General features: G+C 73.7%; 18 protein-coding genes. 11 read left to right on the top strand and 7 right to left on the bottom strand.

Annotation, left to right across the window (positions count from 1 at the left end; all coding sequences use genetic code 11):
- Nucleotides 1-115: 115 nt before the first annotated feature.
- Nucleotides 116-1,225, bottom strand: coding sequence for an LLM class flavin-dependent oxidoreductase (locus tag DEJ01_RS08125; protein WP_111233255.1), 1,110 nt, complete (start codon nucleotides 1,223-1,225; stop codon nucleotides 116-118).
- A gap of 157 nt (nucleotides 1,226-1,382) precedes the next feature.
- Between DEJ01_RS08125 and DEJ01_RS08120 the strand changes: the two genes are divergently transcribed.
- Nucleotides 1,383-2,321: an SDR family oxidoreductase gene (locus DEJ01_RS08120; protein WP_027466280.1), complete on the top strand. Its 939-nt coding sequence runs from the start codon at nucleotides 1,383-1,385 to the stop codon at nucleotides 2,319-2,321.
- Nucleotides 2,322-2,681: 360 nt separating this feature from the next.
- Here the strand turns inward: DEJ01_RS08120 and DEJ01_RS08115 are convergent, their stop codons facing one another.
- A complete protein-coding gene (locus tag DEJ01_RS08115; protein WP_181431630.1) occupies nucleotides 2,682-3,473 on the bottom strand; it encodes an NRDE family protein in 792 nt (263 codons plus the stop codon).
- A 64-nt stretch (nucleotides 3,474-3,537) separates the two neighbouring features.
- Between DEJ01_RS08115 and DEJ01_RS08110 the strand changes: the two genes are divergently transcribed.
- The 7 genes from DEJ01_RS08110 (at nucleotide 3,538) to DEJ01_RS08080 (ending at nucleotide 9,183) form a co-directional block, all read left to right on the top strand.
- Entirely contained in the window at nucleotides 3,538-4,806 is a 1,269-nt protein-coding gene (locus DEJ01_RS08110; protein WP_111092750.1) for a phosphopantothenate--cysteine ligase family flavoprotein, read from the top strand.
- A 95-nt stretch (nucleotides 4,807-4,901) separates the two neighbouring features.
- On the top strand, nucleotides 4,902-5,300 hold the full coding sequence (locus tag DEJ01_RS08105; protein ID WP_111092691.1) for a hypothetical protein: 399 nt from the start codon (nucleotides 4,902-4,904) through the stop codon (nucleotides 5,298-5,300).
- Nucleotides 5,297-6,088 (top strand): YqjF family protein, encoded by a 792-nt coding sequence (locus tag DEJ01_RS08100; protein WP_163342685.1) that lies wholly within the window; start codon nucleotides 5,297-5,299, stop codon nucleotides 6,086-6,088. Before DEJ01_RS08105 ends, DEJ01_RS08100 begins: the two co-directional genes overlap by 4 nt.
- On the top strand, nucleotides 6,085-6,552 hold the full coding sequence (locus DEJ01_RS08095; RefSeq protein ID WP_111092689.1) for a DUF1810 domain-containing protein: 468 nt from the start codon (nucleotides 6,085-6,087) through the stop codon (nucleotides 6,550-6,552). The genes DEJ01_RS08100 and DEJ01_RS08095 overlap by 4 nt, the downstream gene beginning before the upstream one ends.
- Before the next feature lie 177 nt (nucleotides 6,553-6,729).
- Entirely contained in the window at nucleotides 6,730-7,380 is a 651-nt protein-coding gene (locus tag DEJ01_RS08090; protein WP_111038155.1) for a GntR family transcriptional regulator, read from the top strand.
- 176 nt (nucleotides 7,381-7,556) lie between these two features.
- Entirely contained in the window at nucleotides 7,557-8,012 is a 456-nt protein-coding gene (locus DEJ01_RS08085; RefSeq protein WP_027466277.1) for a MarR family winged helix-turn-helix transcriptional regulator, read from the top strand.
- A gap of 298 nt (nucleotides 8,013-8,310) precedes the next feature.
- Complete coding sequence (locus tag DEJ01_RS08080; RefSeq protein ID WP_111092688.1) at nucleotides 8,311-9,183, top strand: phospholipase; 873 nt, start codon at nucleotides 8,311-8,313, stop codon at nucleotides 9,181-9,183.
- Nucleotides 9,184-9,347: 164 nt separating this feature from the next.
- On the opposite strand, the gene DEJ01_RS08075 is transcribed toward DEJ01_RS08080, so the two are convergent.
- Both DEJ01_RS08075 and DEJ01_RS08070 read right to left on the bottom strand, forming a co-directional pair.
- Nucleotides 9,348-10,154 (bottom strand): family 1 encapsulin nanocompartment shell protein, encoded by an 807-nt coding sequence (locus tag DEJ01_RS08075; protein WP_111092687.1) that lies wholly within the window; start codon nucleotides 10,152-10,154, stop codon nucleotides 9,348-9,350.
- Nucleotides 10,151-11,206 (bottom strand): Dyp-type peroxidase, encoded by a 1,056-nt coding sequence (locus DEJ01_RS08070; protein ID WP_111092686.1) that lies wholly within the window; start codon nucleotides 11,204-11,206, stop codon nucleotides 10,151-10,153. The genes DEJ01_RS08075 and DEJ01_RS08070 overlap by 4 nt, the downstream gene beginning before the upstream one ends.
- Nucleotides 11,207-11,467: 261 nt before the next feature.
- Between DEJ01_RS08070 and DEJ01_RS08065 the strand changes: the two genes are divergently transcribed.
- Nucleotides 11,468-13,429 (top strand): LuxR family transcriptional regulator, encoded by a 1,962-nt coding sequence (locus DEJ01_RS08065; RefSeq protein ID WP_111092685.1) that lies wholly within the window; start codon nucleotides 11,468-11,470, stop codon nucleotides 13,427-13,429.
- A gap of 179 nt (nucleotides 13,430-13,608) precedes the next feature.
- Complete coding sequence (locus tag DEJ01_RS08060; RefSeq protein ID WP_111092684.1) at nucleotides 13,609-16,476, top strand: AAA family ATPase; 2,868 nt, start codon at nucleotides 13,609-13,611, stop codon at nucleotides 16,474-16,476.
- Between the two features lie 22 nt (nucleotides 16,477-16,498).
- Here the strand turns inward: DEJ01_RS08060 and DEJ01_RS08055 are convergent, their stop codons facing one another.
- Nucleotides 16,499-17,164: an acetolactate decarboxylase gene (locus tag DEJ01_RS08055; protein ID WP_181438392.1), complete on the bottom strand. Its 666-nt coding sequence runs from the start codon at nucleotides 17,162-17,164 to the stop codon at nucleotides 16,499-16,501.
- A 140-nt stretch (nucleotides 17,165-17,304) separates the two neighbouring features.
- Here DEJ01_RS08055 and DEJ01_RS08050 point away from each other — a divergent pair, with 140 nt between their 5' ends.
- Nucleotides 17,305-17,664: a UBP-type zinc finger domain-containing protein gene (locus DEJ01_RS08050; RefSeq protein ID WP_111092682.1), complete on the top strand. Its 360-nt coding sequence runs from the start codon at nucleotides 17,305-17,307 to the stop codon at nucleotides 17,662-17,664.
- A gap of 36 nt (nucleotides 17,665-17,700) precedes the next feature.
- On the opposite strand, the gene DEJ01_RS08045 is transcribed toward DEJ01_RS08050, so the two are convergent.
- A complete protein-coding gene (locus DEJ01_RS08045; protein WP_110863464.1) occupies nucleotides 17,701-18,390 on the bottom strand; it encodes a hypothetical protein in 690 nt (229 codons plus the stop codon).
- Between the two features lie 15 nt (nucleotides 18,391-18,405).
- Complete coding sequence (locus tag DEJ01_RS08040; RefSeq protein WP_111092681.1) at nucleotides 18,406-19,683, bottom strand: NAD(P)/FAD-dependent oxidoreductase; 1,278 nt, start codon at nucleotides 19,681-19,683, stop codon at nucleotides 18,406-18,408.
- Between the last annotated feature and the right edge of the window lie 79 nt (nucleotides 19,684-19,762).

Genomic DNA, 19,762 nt, shown 5'->3' with positions numbered 1-19,762 from the left:
CTGAACGCAAAACACCGGTGTCCACGCTCCGAACACCCGCGAAGGGTGGTGTGGAGCGCGAACACCGGTGTTTTGCGGACCGAACCGGACCGGACCCCGGACGGGCCAGCGACCGTCAGGCGACGGGGACGGGCTGCGCCAGCAGCTCGCGCACGCGGGGTGCGACCTCGGTGCCGTAGAGCTCGATCGAGCGCATCATGTCGGCGTGCGGCAGGCGACCCGTGGCGTACCGCATGTCGAAGCGCGAGGCGCCGAGGATCCGCATGTTGCGCGCGACCTTCCGGGCGACGGTCTCCGGGGAGCCGACGTAGAGCGAACCGCCGGCCGACAGGCTCGCGCGGTACCCGGCGACGTCGAGGGGCGGCCAGCCGCGCTCCCGGCCGAGCTGGTCGGTGACCGCCTTGTGGTACGGCCAGTAGCGCTCGGCGGCCTCTTCGTCGGTGGCGGCCACGAAGCCCGGGGAGTGCATGGCGATGGGCTGCTGCGGCAGGTCGAGCTGCGCGAGGGCCTGGCGGTACAGGCGCGAGAACGGGGCGAACTGGGCCGGCTGCCCGCCGATGATGGCGAGGAACAGCGGCAGGCCGTAGGACGCGGCACGGATGACCGACTGCGGGGAGCCACCGACACCGATCCACGTCGGGATGGCGCCGTGCTCGAGCTTCGGGAAGACGTCCTGGTCGACCAGGCCCGCACGCTTCGTGCCGGACCAGGTCACGGCGTCGCCGCCGCGCAGGGCTGCCCAGAGCTGGAGCTTCTCCTCGAACAGGACCTCGTAGTCGCTCAGCTCGTAGCCGAACAGGGGGAACGACTCGGTGAAGGAGCCACGGCCCAGGATGACCTCGGCGCGGCCGTTCGACAGGGCGTCGACGGTGGCGAAGCGCTCGTACACGCGGACGGGATCGTCGGAGGACAACACGGTGACCGCGGAGCCCATCCGGATGCGCTCGGTGCTGGCGGCGATCGCGGCGAGGACGACCTCGGGGGCGCTCACGACGAAGTCGGCTCGGTGGTGCTCCCCGACGCCGATGAAGTCGACGCCGACCTGGTCGGCGAGGACGGCCTGGTCGACGACGTCGCGGATGCTCTGCGCGTCGGACTGCAGGCTGCCGTCGGCGCGCTCGGTGACGTCACCGAAGGTGTCGAGGCCGAGCTGCAGCGGTCCGATCCGGTCGGGTGCGGGCGGCGGGACGTCCGAGGGACGGTCGGTGCCGAATGCGTTGCTCATGGTGTCCTCCTGGTCGCACTTTCATGCGTTTGCATCAACATAGCACGACCGCGGCGTGCGCGCACGGGGTCGGCGGCCGGGTCGGCGCCCGGGTCGGTCCCCGCCCGCACCGGGCCCGGACCGGGGTCGACCAGCCCGCACGAGTACGGTCACCCGCATGCCGAACCTTCCCGACCAGACCGGACGCCGCATCGTCGTCACCGGGTCCAACAGCGGCACCGGACAGGAGGCCGCCCTGCGCCTCGCCGGAGCCGGCGCCAGTGTCGTGCTCGCCGTCCGCAGCACCGAGAAGGGCGAGACCGCCGCCGCCGGCATCCGCGCCGCCCATCCCGCAGCCGACGTGGAGGTCCGCGAACTCGACCTCGCCGACCTGGCGAGCGTCCGCCGCTTCGCCAGCGGCATCGTCGACGAGGAACGTCCGATCGACGTCCTGGTCAACAACGCCGGTGTGATGGCCCCGCCGGAGCGCTTCGAGACCGTCGACGGCTTCGAGCTGCAGTTCGGCACGAACTTCCTCGGCCCGTTCGCCCTGACGAACCTGCTGCTGCCGTCGCTGCTGCGCGCGCGCACGCCCCTCGCCGACGGCCCCCTGGCCGAGGCACCCCGGGTCGTCACGATGTCGAGCCTCGCCGCGATCCCCGGACGGATCCGCTTCGCCGACCTGCAGTGGGAGCGCGGCTACAACGGCTGGCGCGCCTACGCGCAGTCGAAGCTCGCCGACCTGCTGCTCGCACTGCACCTGCACCGCCTGACCGTCGAGGCCGACGTGCCACTGGTCAGCACCGCCGCCCACCCCGGCTACACCCGGACGAACCTGCAGGCAGCGGGACGCTCGCTCGGTCGGTCGAAGCCGGTGCGGTCGAGCAACCGCGCGCTGCCGTTCACCCAGGCCGTCGAGCAGGGCACCGAGCCGCTGCTGTACGCGGCGGTCGGGCCGAACGCCGTGGGCGGCGCGTACTACGGTCCCTCGGGTCCGTTCGGCATGACCGGTCCGACCACCACCGTGTCGATCCCCGGGTCCGCGCGGAGTGCCGACCTCGCCCGCTCGCTCTGGGCCGTCGCCGAGGACCTCACCGGGACGCGCCCGCCGCTCTAGCCGAGACGCCGGCGTCTCGCCAGGACGCCGGCGTCTCGCCAGGACGCCTCCAGCGCCACGAGACGCCGCCGAATCCGGAGGCGTCTCGCGCACCTGGCGGCGTCGTACGGGCACGCCGGCGTCTCGCGCGCTCGAGAACGCGGGGACTGACGGACGGGAGGCCCGTGGTCACGCCACCACGGGCCTCCCGTCCGGTGGTGGGGAGCGCACGCGGCACGCCGGCGTCATCCCGAGGCGCCCCGGAACGCACGAGACGCCGCCGTGTTCGGCGGCGTCTCGGCGAGACACCGGCGTCTCGCGCCGGGCGCGGGCGCGGAGCGCGGCCGGGAGGCCCGGGTCGGGTCCGTCGCGTCGCCAGCGTCAGGCGCGGTGCAGCTCCACCGACCCGTCCAGCTTCCCGGGTTCGGTCAGGCGGGCGTGCTGCAGGACGGTGCGGCCCGGCGCGATCGCCGCGGCGACGATCGACAGGGTCGTCATGTGCCCCTCGGCCTCGTGCACGTCGCGGAGGATCGCGTCGGGGTGGTCGCTCGGCAGCGCTGCGGACTCCGCCAGCACGCCGAACCAGCCACCCCAGCCGTCCCCGGCGTCGCCACCGGAGTCCACGGTGCGGAGTTCGTCGAACGGGCCGAGCACCGGCGGGCCGGCCGGGGCGTCGACGGCGCGGAAGGCCTCGAGCCACCGACCGATGCGCGGCGCCGCGGGGTCGTCGGCCGCACCGTGCGTGACCATGTGGACGCCGGGGCCGAGGTCGGTGGTGCGGACCTGTTCGCCGTCCCAGGTCAGCACCGAGGCGCCCTCGGCCGTGGCGCGCACCAGGTTGAAGGCCCGCGTGGTCGGCAGCGTGCCGTCGTGTCCGGGCAGCAGGTCGTCGGCGACGGCGTCCACCGGCACCACCCCGCGGGTCGTCCACGTGCCGTCGACGCTCGTCACGGGTTCGGCGCGGTTGAGCACCACGGCCAGGCCGGCGCGGTCGGACGCGGCGAGCCACGCACCACCGGCGGAGCGGTCACGGACACCACGGAGGTCCGGGTCCCGGTCCGGCCACCAGGCAGCGGGCGGGTCCCACGGGCGCTCGGGCGACTCGTCCCGCAGGGCGAGCACGGTGACGGGCCACGCGGACCCGGGGTCGACGCGGACGACGACGGTGCACATGCCGTCGATCCTCGCACGTGGCCCCGGTAGCGTGAGCCAGGTGAACGCAGCAGCAGAGCGCGCCCTGACCGTCATCGTGGGGATCACCGGGGGCATCGCCGCCTACAAGGCCGTCGGGGTCGTCCGCGACCTGGTCAAGCGCGGCCACGACGTGCACGTCGTCCCGACCGAGGGCGCCCTGCGCTTCGTCGGGCTGCCGACGCTCGAGGCCCTCAGCCGCAACCCCGTCACCACGAGCGTGTGGGACGACGTCGCCGAGGTGCGCCACGTCGCGCTCGGTCGCCGGGCGGACCTGGTCGTCATCGCCCCGGCCACCGCCGACTCGCTCGCCCGGATGGCGCACGGCCTGGCGAGCGACCTGCTCGGCACGACGCTGCTCGCGACCGAGGCGCCCGTCGTCGTCGCCCCGGCGATGCACCCGCAGATGTGGGAGCACCCCGCGACCCGTGCGAACGTCGCCACGCTGCGTGACCGCGGCGTCCACCTGGTCGGCCCGGTCGTCGGCGCGCTCACCGGCGACGATGCGGGCATCGGTCGGATGGCGGAACCCGAGGACATCGTCGCCGCAGCACTCGGCGTGCTCGACCAGCACCCCGCCCCGGCCGGCCGCCGCAGTGCTGAGACCGGCACCGCGGCCAGCACCGGGGCCCGTGGTGAACAGGGCGACCTTGCGGGCGTCCGCGTCGTCGTCAGCGCGGGCGGCACCCGCGAGCCCTTCGACCCGGTGCGGTTCGTCGGCAACCGCTCGAGCGGCCGCCAGGGCATCGCGATCGCCGCCGACGCCGTCCGTCGTGGCGCGTCCGTGACCCTCGTCGCCGCGAACGTCGAGGGTTCGCTGACCGCCGGGCTGGACGCGACCGTGGTGCCCGTCGGGTCCGCTCTCGAACTCGCCGAGGCCGTGCACGCCGCCGCCACCGAAGCGGACGTCGTCGTGATGACCGCCGCCGTCGCCGACTACCGTCCGGCCGAGGTGCTCACCGAGAAGCTCAAGAAGGACGCCCAGGGCGAGCGCATGACGCTCGAGCTGGTGCGGAACCCGGACGTGCTCGCCGACCTCGTGGCGGCACGGCGGACCGGGCAGATCATCGTCGGGTTCGCCGCCGAGACCGAGCCCGACCGCGACGCGCGGATCGAGCTCGGGCGCGCCAAGATCAGCCGGAAGCCGGCGGACCTGCTCGTCGTGAACCACGTCGGCTGGTCGGCCGGCTTCGAGCGCGAGGAGAACGCGATCGAGGTCCTGGTGCCCGGTGGCGAGGTGGTCCGCGAGACCTCCGGCACGAAGGCCGAGGTGGCGACGGCGGTCCTCGACCTCGTCGCGACAGCCCTGACGTGAATGCGCACTGACGTGAATGCACACTGACGTGAATGCGCACTGACGTGAGCAGCGTCTCCGGCTGCTTCCGAGGACGAGCGAGCACGATGGGGCGCATGCGACGACGTGAGCGGATCCGACGTGCCAACCGCACGGCCACCATCCTGGCTGTGATCCTCGGCGGAGCCGGGATCACCCACTTCCTACGCCCGCGCCACTACGACCGGATCGTGCCGGACGCGCTGCCCCCGCGGTTGACCACGCTGGCCTCCGGGGTGGCCGAGCTGGGCATCGCCGCCGGGCTCGCGTTCCCCGCCACCCGCCGTGCCTCGGGGTGGGCCGCCGCGGCGCTGTTCGCGGCGGTGTTCCCGGCCAACGTCAAGATGGCGAACGACCTGCTCGACCACCCCCGCTCGAGCCGAGCGATGCGGCTGGTCTCGGTGCTGCGGCTCCCGCTTCAGGCGCCGTTGGTGCTGTGGGGCGTGCGCGTCGGTCGGCACGCACCGAAGCCGTGACCCAGCCGTCGTGGACCCGCGCGGCGGTGCCCTTGCTGCACCGCCCGGTCACCCAGCACGCCTGGGAGGACATCGTGTTCGCGCACTGGCGGCACGACCCGGCGTCGCTGCAGCGGCTCGTCCCCCGCGGGACCCGTCCGGACGTGGTCGACGGCAGCGCCTGGGTGGGGCTGTCGGCGTACGTGTTCCGGGAGACCCGGGTGCCGCCGTTCCCGTCTGCCGGGCGGCTCGGCACCATGACCGAGGTCACGATCGAGGTGCTCACGGTGGACGACCAGGGGCGGCGCGGGGTGACCTACCGCACGGTCGACACCGCGAACGTGCCCGCCATCGTGGCCGCGCACGCACTGCTCGGCGTGCCGTACACATTCGCGCACGCACGTTCCCGTCGCCGCGGTGACGCGGTGGCGCACCGCTCCGTCCGGCACCCGACCCGCGCGCTGCACCCGGTGCGGTGGGCGCGGTCGCTCCGGCAGGAACGCCCGACCGGTGCGGTGCGGCCGAAGCACGCGGCCTCGGTGCGGGTGACCGCCGGCGAGGTCGTCGACACCCCGCTGGCCGCCGAGCTCACCACCCGCGCCGGCATCCACGCGCGGTACCTGGCGCAGACACTGTTCTGGCAGCGACAGCACCCGGTGCTCACCACCCGTTCGGCCACGCTCGACCGACTCGAGGGCGACCTGCCCGACGCCGTCGGCATGCCGGGGTTGTTCGACCGCGCCCCGGACTCCCTGCTCGTGGTCGACGGCACGACCGTCCGGTACGGCTGGGGCGGGGTCGTCCGGTGACGCACGAACAGCCCTACCCACAGGCCGACGACCCGTTCGACCTCGACCGCTTCGTCCGGGCCCAGCAGGGCGTGTACGACCTCGCGCTCGACGAACTCCGCCGGGGCCGGAAGTCGTCGCACTGGATGTGGTTCGTGTTCCCGCAGCTGGCCGGTCTGGGGCGGAGCGCCACGGCCGTGCGCTACGCGATCACCGGCGTGGACGAAGCCCGCGCCTACCTGACGCACCCGGTGCTCGGGCCCCGCCTGCTCACAGCGACCGACGTCGCACACCACGCCCCCGCCCGCTCCGCCGACGCTCTGCTCGGGGGCATCGACGCGGTGAAGCTCCGGTCGTCGATGACCCTCTTCGCCCGGGTCGCGACCGGCCCACAGCCGTTCGTCGCCGTGCTCGACCGCTGGTACGACGGCGCCGAGGACCCGGCCACGCTCCGCTTGCTCGGAGAGCGCCCGGAACACGAGTGACGCGCGCGACGCACGCGACGCACGACGCGCGTGACCGGCATCTGAACGTCCACACTGACACGCGCTGAGCCGACCGCAACGCCGTTGTCATATCAGGTACGGTGATGCGAGCACGTGCGATGTCGACCGTGCCCGTTCGCCCGGCGCCCCGACGCCGCCGCCCCCGAAGGAGAACGCATGCCGGTCCCCCGCAGCGCCCCGACCGAACACCAGCTGCTCCGTGACACCGTCCGCCACAAGATCCACGACGCGATCATGGACGGCACGCTCCTGCCCGGGGAACGGCTGAACGACGACGAGCTCATCTCGTGGCTCGGCGTCTCCCGGACACCCATCCGCGAGGCCCTGAGCCAGCTGTCCCGCGCCGGCCTGATCGAGATGGCCCCGAACCGGTACACCCGGGTCACCACGCCGGACCCCGCCGAGGTCATCGAAGCGATGCAGACCCTCGGTGTGCTGTTCGGCGGCGTGGTCCGGCTCGCGGTCCCGCGCCTCGGTTCGGCGAGCCGGAAGAAGATCCTGGCCCAGCTCGACAAGACGATCACCGAGCTCGAGGCCCACGAGGTCGCCGCCGTCAACCACGACGCCCTCGACGTCTTCGCCCTGTACGTCGCCGAGTGCGGCAACGAGAACCTGCAGCGCGTCTGCCGCGACACGATGGACGGCCTGGCGTTCCGGTTGCGCCTGCCGAACCTCGACGAACTGGTCGACTGGGACCGGATGACCGAGGACTTCCGGCGGCTCCGGGCGGCGACGGAATCCGGCGACAACGTCACGGCCGAGCTCGCGACCGAGGCGATCCACCAGCTGCCGGGCGAGAAGCACTGAGTCGACCTGTACTCCCGTACAGGAACCGCCCGTCTCGCGCACGCGAGGCGGGCGGTCGACGTTCCACGGGCCTCCCGGTCGGTGGCCCGGCCACGCGCGTGACGCTCCCAGTCCCGGGGCCGCGCGGACCGATAGCATCGCTGGCGACCACCTGAACCAGGCACCCGGAGCAGCACATGAACCCCCGCCCGACGGACCGTACCGAGGTCGCCGCACGCCTGGCCGCCGCGGTCGGTCGGATCAACCGACGGGCCCGCACCGACTCGGCCTCGCTCGGGTACGGCATCGTGTCGGCGCTCGCGTCGATCCAGCGGCACGGACCCCTGCGCCCCGGCGACCTGTCGCGGATCGAGGTGGTCACGAAGCCCACGATGACCCGCATCCTGACCGAGCTCGAGCAGCGCGGCTTCATCCAGCGCGAGGCCGACCCGCGCGACGGCCGGGCGTTCATGGTGACGGCCACGCCGGAGGGCATCGAAGCGGTCGAGCAGGCCCGCGCGAACCGCACCGGGATCGTCGCCGAACTCATCGCCGAGCTCGACGAGTCGGACGTCCAGGCGATCGCCGGTGCCCTGGCCGCGCTCGAGCGTGTCGCCCAGGGCGAGCACGCCCAGGAACCTCACACCTTCTAGGCCCCGCACGACCGTTACCGAACCGTTACCAAGCGGTGGACGGACCGTTCTGCCAGCGTTCCTGGACGCGCTGCCCAGTCTGACCGGTCATGGTGTCGGCTCCGCCTGACCGCGGCCACCCCACGGCTGCTCCCGGCGGACGGACGGGCCCCACACCACCGTCCGGTCCTCACCGGCTCGAGGACTCCTCGTCGTCGCCGACGGTGTCACCGACACCGCCAGCCTCCGGCGTGCTCGCACGACCTCGTTCGTGCGAGCAGGAGTCCCTCCCCCACCGAGCCGCCGACCTGCGGAACCGATGCGACACACCCCTGAGCTCCCCACCACGACGGCCTCGACCCGACGTGAAGCCCTGAACACCCCCACCCGCCGGATGCGCCGGGCCCTGCGGCACCGCGCGACGCTGATCGCCGGCGGCGCAGCGGTCCTGGCCGTCGCCGGTGGCGCCCTGACCGTCGGCACGCAGCCCGCCATCGGCGAGGCCCTCGGCATGCCGACGGGCACCCCGAGCGCCTCGGCGACCGCGGAGCCCGCCCTGCGCGGCACCGCGCTCGACCGCGCCCAGGCCGCCGCCACGATCACCACGGCGAAGACCGTCATGCAGACCGCGAACCACAAGGTCGACACCTCGGCGCTCGAACAGCGCGTCGACGCCCTGAGCGACTACCCGGACCTGTCCGGCGCTGCGCTGACGAACCGCATCTCGACGACGGTCGCGTCGACCACGCACGTCGCCCAGGCCAGCGCCACGCAGGACAAGCGGGACGTCGACGCGAAGGCCGCGGCCGCAGCGAAGGCCGCAGCCGAGCGGAAGGCCGCCGCCGAGGCAGCGGAGGCCGCCCGGAAGCTCGCCGCCGGCAACACCGTCGCCGGTGCCAAGGCCACGGCGACCTCGCTCGCGTCGTCGGAGTACGGCTGGGGTGCCGACCAGTTCCAGTGCCTGGACAACCTGTGGACCAAGGAGTCCGGCTGGAACTACCAGGCCGTCAACGCGAACGGCGGCGCGACCGGCATCCCGCAGGCGCTCCCCGGCTCGAAGATGGCCACGATCGCCGCGGACTGGCGCACCAACGCCACCACCCAGATCACCTGGGGCCTGCAGTACATCAGCTCGGCCTACGGCACCCCGTGCGCGGCGTGGGGGCACTCGCAGGCGAACAACTTCTACTGATCGGCGCGGGTCGCGACGGCGACCGGCAGACGGACGGGAGGCCCGTGGCGGATCCGCCACGGGCCTCCCGTCCGTTGCGTGGTCGCGGTCAGCCCACCCGCGCGACGCGTACGTCGGAGCGGGCGGGCATCGGACCACGTCGGGCCGACCGTCGTGCCTGCTCCTCAGAGCGACCGGCGGAGGACGACGGATGCCTCGGGGGTGTTCACCTGGAACGCGAAGGTCTCCTCGACGTACATCGTGACGACGACGGCGTCGTGGCCCAGGTAGCCGAGGGCCAGGTCCTCGCCGACGGTGAACACGAAGTCCCCGCCGCGCTGACTGATCAGCAGCGACTCGTCGATGCCGGGCGCTCGCTCGACCCGACCGCCGGTGATGCCCTCGAGCTGCTCACGCAGGGGTGTGCCGGCGTCGTCGGTCTCGACGATGTCCGCCCAGTCACGCGGGCTGCAGGCCAGGGCGTACGGCCCGGCGACCCCGACGTCGCGGAGTGCGGCGACCGCAGCGGTGACCGCGGCCCGGAACGACGCCGGCGAGCCGTCGTGCGACTGTGCGGGCTGGGTCGACGCGTGGCCGGCCCCGGTGATGCCGCCCTCCGGCCACCCGCGCAGTGTCGCCCGGTTCTCGTGGGCCGCGAGCCGCAGCACGGCAGCGTCGAGGTCGCCCAGGTCGACGTCGGTGGCGCCGCGGGAGGAGTCCACGAGCTCTTCGAGCGCGACGGTGAAGGTCGCGCGGACCTCGCAGAGCGGCAGGACCCGGCGTCGCCGTGCGGTGATGCCGTCGGCGACCCCGCCGGTCACCGCGTCGGTGCGGCCGAGGTCGACCGAGGACCACTGCCAGCCGCGCGGTCCGTCGAAGTCGACGATGCGCCGTGCGGCGAGCGCCGGGACCAGGCGGTCACGGGCCTCGGCGTCGAGCACCGCCCAGGTGTCGTCACCGAACGGTGCGAGTTCGCGGAGGAGGTGGTTCATGGCGTGTGCCCTTCCGTGCTGCGGAGTGAACCGATGCCGAGGCCGGGACCGGTGGCGTCGGGGGCCGCCACCACGGACGGCGACGGTGGTGCCGCGAGCGCGGCGAGGTCCACCAGACGATCGCGTGCGGGTGCGAAGAACGTCGCTCCGGTGATCGCACGCGAGAAGTCGAGCAGCCGGTCGTACGTCCCGGGAGGATCGCCGACGAACATCCGTTCCAGCATCCGTTCGAGCACCCAGAGCTCACCGCTGTAGCCGATGAAGTAGGTGCCGTACTCCCCGCTGCCGGGTCGACCGAAGGGCATGTTGTCGCGGAGGACGTCGTGCTCAACCCCGTCGTCGTCGACGATGGTCGCGAGCGACTTGTGCGACGGCCGGACCTCGGTGGCGCTGTCATGCTCCACGTTGTCCGACTTCGACCGGCCGATGATGCGTTCCTGCGCGTCCGTCCCGAGGGCGTTCCACGCCGCCAGGTCGTGCAGGTACTTCTGGACGACGACGTAGCTGCCACCGGCCCAGTCCGGGTCGTCCGCGCCGACGAGTGCGGAGGCTGCCAGGTCCTGCGCGACCGGGTTCGCCGTGCCGTCCACGAAGCCGAGCAGGTCGCGGGTGTCGAAGTACCGGAAGCCGCTGACCTCGTCGACCACGGTGACGTGGTCCCCGAGCGCGGCGAGCAGCAGGCGTTCGAACTCGAAGCAGACGTCGGTGCGTTCACCCCGGATGTGGAAGAGCAGGTCTCCCCCGGTGGACGGCGCCGAGTGGACCGGCCCGGTCAGCGCGGGGAACGGGTGCAGCGCGTCCGGGCGGGCGTGCGGCGAGAACCGGTCCCACGCCACCGCCCCGATGCCGACGACGCAGGACAGGTGCGCGTCGAGGTCGCGGAACCCGACCGTCTTCAGCAGGCCGTCGAGGTCGCTGAGGACGTCGCGGACGGCATCGAGGTCGTCGTCGTCCGGCCCGACGTCGAGGGTCAGGAACACCGCCGAACGGGAGAGCGGTGCGTCGACGCTCTGCGCGTCGATGGGGACGCGGCTGCCCGGTGCGCCGGGCATCAGCGTGTGCCGTGGACGGAGGCCATGGTGTCCGCCTTTCCTCCGCAGCCGTCCTGACGGTGCGGTTCGGTGCCGTGGGGTGTCTCCCGTCGAGCATCGCCACACGGTGCCCCGTCACGCCTGAGTCGGATGACCCGCTCCGCAAGGGGGGATGCCCGCGCGACCACGGGGTGATGTGGTGACCGCGTCGTCGTCGCTAGCGTCCGGAGCAGCCGCCACGGGCCTCCCGGGCGGCGGACGACCGACGATCCAGGAGCGACGATGACGATCAGCATCTCGGACGCACGACCGGCGCACGACGACGGCACGGGGCGGGCGCTGCGCTCGCCGTCCGGCGGCACCGATCCCTTCGTGGTCGTCACCGGACCGGACGCGTCCGCCCGGGCACGGGCACTCGCGGACATCACGGACGCCGCCCGGGCGGACGGCCACACGGTCGTCCGGTGGCGTGCGGTGGGCGGTGACCCCGTCATCGAGGCCGCGTCGCTGGCCCCGTGGCTCGCCCTCGTCCGGGCGCACGACGCCGGGGCACCGGGGCCCACCCGCAGCGTCGTGCTCGTCGAGGACTTCGACGCGCTCGACGAGGACGCCAGGACCGTGCTGCACGACCTGCTCGCCGCACTGGCGCGGGACCTCGGGACGGTCGTGGTGGTCGCCGTGCGCGAGGGCCGGGCCTTGGCGGGATCGGGCACCCGGCTGCCGTCGGCCGACGTCTCCGTCACCGTCACGGCCGCCTTCACCGGGGACTTCGGTCTCGTCGACACCGAGGCCGAACGGGCCGTCCGCCGGGGCACCCGACCCGATCCGTCGCTGGTAGCGGCGGTCGAGTTCGTCCGGGCGGTCCGGTCCGGTGACGTGCACGCCGGCAGGCGGACCGTCCTGACCGCGCTCCGGGAGTCCGACCGGGCGGGCACCGACGACGTCCTGGTCGCGACGCTGCACGTGCTCTGCTACCTCGGCGGACACGACTCCTGGTGGGGCGAGGCGCTGGCGCTGACCGCGGACCGCGACCTCGACCCGGTGCTGCGGCTCGTCGAGGACTGCGTGGACGGCTCCGGCCGGACCGAGCACGAACGTGCCGCGCTGTACCGCGAGGTGCAGGCATCCGCTGCCGACACGCAACCGTGGAAGGCCGTGGCACTGCACATCGCGTGGACGCTGCTCGACTCGACGGATCCGCGCCGGGACCACGTGGAGGCCGCGCTCCGACGAGCGGGCGACGCCGGGCTCCTCGGCTACTTCAGCTCGTGTCGTACCGCCGTGACGCACTACCAAGCGGGGCGGCTCGACGCGGCGCGGGCTGCGTTCGACCACGTGCACCGAGCGGCCGAGCGCTGGCAGGCCGGGACGCTCGTCGCGCTGACCGAGGCGCTGCAGGCACTGGTGCTCTCCGTGCAGGGCGAGCCGGAGCAGGCGGCACGGAAGGCCGACCGCGCAGCACGGTGGGCGGCGCAGCACGGCACGCCGCTGGTCGCCCGGGCTGCGGAGCACGCCCGCTCCGCGCTCGACGTCGCGACGGGACGGTTCGAGGAGGCCTACAGCCGCTCGGCGACGCGACCGGGCAGGGCGGGGCGCTGGCTCGAGAGCAGCTACGGACCGATCGAGCTGCTCGACGCGGTGGAGTCGGCTGCGCGGCTCCGCCTGGCCGACCACGGTGCCGCACTGGTGGCCCGGGCGGAACGGGCGTTCACCGACCAGCCGACCCCGCGCCGCTCCCTGGTGCTGCTCGCCTGCCGAGCGGTCGTCGACGAGACGCACGGAGCCCGCGCCCTCTTCGAGGACGCGCTGGCCAGCGTCGACGGCGACGTCTCGCCGTTCGAGGTGGCCCGCGTCCGCCTGGCCTACGGCGAGTGGTTGCGTCGCGGGATGCACGCCCTGGAGGCCCGGGGCCAGTTCCGGATGGCGGCGCGCGCCTTCGAGGTGCTCGGTGCCGGTGACTGGCAGGCCCGCGCGGAACGCGAGCTGCGCGCAGCCGGTGCCGCCCGTCCGCTGCCGACCGCGCTGGAGGCGGTCGACCTGAGCGAACAGGAACGCCGTGTGGCGTCCCTCGCCGCGGCCGGACTGACCAACAAGCAGATCGCCGGGCAGCTGTACCTCTCGCCGCGCACCGTGAGCGGGCACCTGTACCGGCTGTTCCCGAAGCTCGGCGTGACGACGCGCGCCGGACTCCGGGATGCACTCCTGCGACTGGGAGGCGACGCGACGGGCGACGCCCGGACGTGACCCTGTCAGGGACACCCTCGCCGGCCGCCCGCCCCGTGGGCCCCGGATGCTCCCGATACCGCCCGCGACACCCCGGGCGGACGGTCCGAGAACGTCACCGGAACCCGTCGCCGGGGTAACGGCAGGGCCCGTCGCGAGCCCGCGGTCCGTTCGTAGACTCCAGCCACCGACGAGGACTGGTGGCCGCCGTGTTGACGGACGAGGAGTTGCTCCCCCGCGGAGACGAGGTCTCCGTGCCGGTGTCCGCCGTGCCCAGCAACCGGCTGCCGATCCGCGGCCGGAGCATCGAGCAGGCCCTCGTCGCCGATGCCGTGGCCGGTCTGGCACGGGGTGCTGGTGACGTGCTCGTCGTCCGCGGAGCAGCGGGGGTCGGCAAGTCGCGTCTCCTCGAGGACGTCGTCGACCAGGCGACCGCGGCCGGCCTCCGAGTGGCCGTCGGTCGCACGGACCGCGACGCACGCCTGATCCCGCTCGCACCGATCATGGACGCGCTCGGCGCCGGGCCCCGGCCGATCTCCGACCGCGTCCGGCTCAGCGCGGTGACGCTGGACCCGGAGGCGCGGTACTGGCTCCTCCAGCAGCTCCAGGACGACCTGGAGCGAGCCGCGGCGTCGGACGGCGTCGTGGTCGTCGTCGATGACCTGCAGTGGTGCGACACGACGTCCCTGGCGGTGCTCCGATCGCTGTCGCGCCGACTCGCCGACGTCCCCGTGCTCTGGGTCGTCGCGGTCCGGACCGAGCACCAGGACCCGCCGGTGACGGCGACCGTCGACGAGCTCGCCGCGACGGGACGGATCGTCGACCTCGACCCGCTGGACGAGGAGGCCACCGCCGCGATGATCGCCGACCTGGTCGGCGCGACGCCGGACGGCTCGGTCCTGCGTGCGGCGCGCAGGACGGAGCACATCCCGATCCTCGTCGCCGAACTCGTCCGCGGGCTCGTCGACGAAGGCCTGCTGGCGATCGCGGACGGCGTCGCCACGATGCCGGGCGCCGCGCTGCCCGCGAGGTTCGGTGCGTCGATCCGCGAGGGCCTCCGACGCCTGTCGAAGCCCACGCAGCAGCTCGTGCAGGTCGGAGCGACCCTGGGACGCTCGTTCTCGGTGCGGTCGTTGTCGGCGATGCTCGACCAGCCGGTGCAGCGGCTGCTCCCCGGGCTGCAGGAGGCGATCGAGGCGGGGGTGCTCGTCGACGACGGCACGGACCTGTCGTTCCGCCACGACGTCCTCCGCGAGGCGGCGGAGTCGATGATCCCCGCGGCCGTCCGCGACGACCTGCTCCGGCAAGCGGTGGACGAACTCCTGCGGCAGGGTGTCCCACGGGTCTCGATCGCCGCGCGCATCGCCACCGTGGCGCAGCGCGGGGACGTCCGGGCCGCCGAGGTCCTGCGCACGGTGGCGATCGACCTCGCGAGCACGGATCCCACCGAGGCCGGCGCGCTCGCCCTCCGCGCCGCCGACCTCGCGCACGGCACCCCGGCGTTGCCCGGCGTCGTCGTCGACGTCCTGCCGCTGCTCTGGCACAGCGGTCGGACGGCCGAGGCCCGTGCGCTACTCGACGACCTGCAGGGCCGCCTCGCCCCGGAGGACGACGCACGCCTGCACCTCACCCTGGCGCGGCTGCAGACCGAGGGCTCGACGCCGGAAGCGCTGCGAACGGTCGAGTCCGCTCTGGCCCTGCCCGGCGTGAGCGCCGGCGTGCGGTCGCGTCTGCTCGCCGTCCGCGCGCTGAACCTCGCCCAGGCCGGACGGCACGCGGACCTCGCGACCGCGCTGCGGGAGGCCCGGGCGACGGGCGACGGTGACGCGGACCCGGTCGCCGTCGCCACCTTCGAGGCCAGCGCGTCCGTGCTCGCCTTCAACGAGGGCCGGTTCGCGGACGCGACGCAGGCGATCACGTCGGCGATGAGCCGGATCGCTGCCACCGGGGGCTCGTCGAGCACCTGGTTGCCCGAGGGACTCTGGGTGGCGTTCCTCGCGGGTGCACTCGGCGACACCGAACGGGCAGGACGCATCGCCGAGGCGAACGCCATCGAGACCCGTCGCAACCACCTGGCCCGCCCGACCGCCGCCTGGATGATGCTGCGCACGCGGGTGCTCTTCGACCAGGGCCGCCTGGAGGACGCCAAGACGTCGGCCGAGTCGGTCCTCGACCTGGCCGAGGACCTGGAGCTCGGTCAGTTCGCGGCGCTCACGGCCGGGACGGTCCTCTTCCGCACGGCGCTGCTGCAGGGCGACCGCTCAGCAGCCGACCGGACGCGGCACTTCGCCGAGGCCCTGCACGCCGATCCGGCCTTCGCACGCTCCGGCTCGTGGCTGCTGGCGCTCGAAGCGGACGCACACGGCGACGCCCGGGCCGCCGTCGACCGCAGCGAGGTGGCGTGGCGGAGCCTGGAGGAACCGATCGCGTCGATGTCGAGCCCGGCCGACTTCGCCGACGACGTCCACCTGGCGCGCATCGCGATCCGTGGAGGCCGACGGGACCGGCTCGAGCGGATCGAACGGGTGGCGCGGCTCCGGGCCGCGGCGAACCCGGACAACGACCTGTGCGGCGGGACCTGGCTGCACGTCCACGGACTCGTCCACGACTCCGTGGAGCACCTCGGCGCGGCGGTGGAGCGGCTGCGCCGGGTCGACCGCCGGCTCGTGCTGGCCGCGGCGCTCGAAGACCTCGGGAGCGCCCTGCGGCGGCGCTCCGTGCCCGCGGCCGTCGAGGTGTGGCGGGAGGCGACCACGCTGTTCGACGACTCCGGCGCCCTGCGCGAGGCCGAACGGTCGCGGCGGCACCTGCGGGGCGTCGGCGTGACCGTCCGGGCGGCCACCGCCGACCCCGCTGCGTCGGGCGCCTCGGGACTCCCGGGGCTCACCGCTCGCGAGGCCCAGGTCGTCGAACGGGTCGCCGCCGGCCTGACGACGCAGCAGATCGCGTCCGACCTGTTCATCTCGACCCACACGGTGACGAGCCACGTCCGCCACGTCTACGCGAAGTGGGGCGTGGCATCCCGCCGGGAGCTCGCGGCGCGGTTCCGGCAGCACCGCTCCGGCTGACCTCCGGTCGGGCAGCACCGGGTCACGCCGGGTCACATCGGGCCACATCGCGGTCGTCGTCGAACCCGGCACCGAGCGCACGAACCGCCAGGTGCGGCGCGGTGGAGAAGCCGAGCTCGATCCGCCCGGAGAACCCCGCGAACCCGGCGAGCGCTCCGGCGCGGGTGCGGGTGGCGTCGAGGAACCCGAGGTGCAGGTCGGCACGGACCCCGCCCGGGCCCGGCGTCCGGAAGCCGACGAGACGCCCCGTCACCGCGCGGTGCACCGTCGTCCCGGTCGTGCCGTCCTCGGTCCGGACCTCGTCGAAGACGCCGTCGACCGAGACCGCCACCGCGAAGTCGCGCGGCGGCAGGACGGCGGCGATCCGGGCCTCCAGGTCGGCAACGGAGGCGACCGACGCGACCGTCACCACCAGGTCGGGCGAGAACGTCGAGACGACCGCGAACGCGACCGGGTCGGCCGCGTCCGCGACCGCTGCGGCGCCGTCCGGGAGCATCCGGAAGCACCGGCGGTCGAACACGACCAGGCCATCGGCGGTGCCGGTGCCGGTGCCGGTACCGGCGAGCGCGCCGAGCCCGAGGGTGCCGTGCCGACCGAGGTCCGCGACGGCGACCGGGACGTGGACGGCCGGTCGTCGGTGCCGAGGATCGTCGACGACCTGCTGCGCCCACGTGGCGAGGGTCGTCAAGGACGTGGTCCTGTCATCCGTCGTCTCCCGCACCACGCACTCCTCGTCCGGCCTCGGTTCGACCGTAGGAAGTCCGCCCGCGCGGTACCAGCGCCGTTTGACTCAAGCGCTCCGGCGGGTGCTCGACGCACGGTTGGACCATGAGTGCACGCGCGAACATGGTCTCCCCGTCCGTCCCCCCGTCCGGCACGGGGTGCGTGGAGTGCGACGCGACGGGCTCGTGGTGGGTGCACCTGCGTCGGTGCGCCGCCTGCGGGCACGTCGGGTGCTGCGACGACTCCCTGAACCGGCACGCCACCGCGCACTTCGCGGTCACCGGGCACGAGGTCATGCAGTCGTTCGAGCCCGGCGAGGGGTGGTTCTGGGACTTCGTCACGCAGGACTTCGTGGACGGACCCCGCCTCGCCGACCCGCAGGCGCACCCGACGACCCAGTCGGTCCCGGGCCCGGCCGACCGGCTCCCCCGCGACTGGTCGGAGCAGCTGGCCGAGCGACGCTGACACCGGCCGCGGCCGGTCGCGGCCTCCCGCGACCGGTCAGGGCAGCCTGCGGTCGGTGTCGAGCGCCTCCGACCGGGCGATCACCTCGTGCATCGTGGTGTGCGACCGCACCTGGTACGACAGGTGCGCCACGGCCAGCACCACCGCCGATCCGACGCCCCACGCGATCGAACCCGGGTCGTCGACGCCGAGCTGGTCGACCAGGATGGCGACCCCGGCGCCGGCGACGATCGAGTTCACCACCGCGATCGCGGACGACATCGTGAACAGCAGCCGGTACCACGACGGGGCCCGCCCGATGTCGAGCAGCTCGTTCGCCGCGTGCCGCCCGCGGGGCATCGGGAAGTACGTGTCGGCCTCGGGCAGCAGCCGGCCGTAGTAGCGACGGATCCGTTGCATCGCGGCGAGCGCGGCGACGTCCTCGAGCGAGGTCTCGACGAGGCGTTCGTAGGTGAACGCGCCGAGCAGGACGATCACCGGGATGATCGCGCCGAGGAACCCGAGCGCGAAGGGCGTGTGCGCGAGGAACCCGAAGGCGACGAGCGAGCTGGAGAGCGTGGTGAGGTACAGCGAGGAGCGACTGCTCGACTCACTGACCGTGATGCTCCGCGCGCTCTCGAGGACGAAGTGCTCGGTCATCAAGGCGTTGAAGAAGGCGGTCGGCCGGTCCAGGGAGGTGATCGACTCGGCGGCGGTCGGCAGTGTCGTGTCGGGTTCGTCGGGCATCGCGGGACTCCTCGGTCAGTCGCTCGTCGCCAGGTGGCGGTGGACGAAGGTCACGGCCATGGCGCCCTCGCCGACCGCTGCGGCGACGCGCTTGACGGACCCGGCGCGGACGTCCCCGGCGGCGAAGGACCCCGGCACGTTCGTCTCGAGCCAGAAGGGACGCCGCTCGAGCGGCCAGTGCTCGAGCGAGCCGTCGACGGCGTCCAGGTCCGGGCCGGTGACCAGGTACCCGAGGCGGTCACGGACCATGGGTGTCTGTTCGGCCCAGCTCGTGTCCGGTCGTCCGCCGATGCAGATGAACAACCGCGTGGCCGGCAGCGACACCGTGGCACCGTCGCCGTCGGTCACCTCGATCGACTCGAGTCGGGTGTCTCCGTGGAGCGCCGAGACCTGGCAGCCCGTCCGGACCGTCACGTTCGGTGCGGCCGCGATCCTGGCGCTCAGGTACTCCGACATCGTGGCCGACAGCGACGCGCCCCGCACGAGCATCGTGACGTGCGCCGCGGAACGGGACAGGTTCATCGCCGCCTGGCCCGCCGAGTTCGCCCCGCCGACCACGAAGACCTGCTCGCCGGCGCAGCCGTCCGCCTCGCTCGTCCCGGCACCGTAGTAGACACCGCAGCCGAGCAGCTCCTGCTCGCGCTGCAGCCCGAGCCGACGCCACTCGACACCGGTCGCGCAGATGTTCGCACGGGCGACGACGTGGCCGCCGTCGGCGAGGTCGGCGTGGATGCGGCCGTCGTGGAAGACCCCGCGCACCCCCTCGCGCATCACCAGGAGTTCGGCGCCGAACCGGACCGCCTGTTCCCGGGCACGCTCGGCGAGGTCCGCCCCGGCGATGCCCTCGGGGAACCCCAGGTAGTTCTCGATGAGGCTGCTCGAACCGGCCTGCCCGCCCACGGCGTCCCGTTCGAGCAGGACCACGTCGAGCCCTTCGGAGGCGGCGTACACGGCCGCGGACAGCCCGGCGGGACCGGCGCCGTAGATCGACAGGTCGTACTCCTGGCGGCGCGGTGCGTGGATCCACCCGAGCCGGTCGGCGACCTCGCGCAGGGTCGGTGCGACCAGTTCCGTGCCGTCGGGGAACACCACGAGCGGGAGCCGCGACGGATCGACCTGGACGGCGGCCGCGACCTGGTCGTCGGGTCCGGCACCACCGACGTCGACCGGGAACCAGTCGAACTGCACCACGGAGCGCGACAGGAAGTCCCGCAGGGCGTAGGAGTCCGCGTCGAACGGCCGTCCGTACACGCGGACGCGACGTGACGGGACCACGGCGGCGTCGGTCTCCATGGTTCCTCCGGTCCGTGCGACGACGATCGGTGCGGAACTGCTGCCGCTCCCTCACGAGCACGCTACGGACTGCCGGCGC

The organism is Curtobacterium sp. MCLR17_040, from assembly GCF_003234735.1.
Lineage (GTDB): Bacteria > Actinomycetota > Actinomycetes > Actinomycetales > Microbacteriaceae > Curtobacterium > Curtobacterium flaccumfaciens.
The sequence above is the reverse complement of the archived record's forward strand: the minus strand, read 5'-3'. Positions and strand labels throughout refer to the sequence as shown.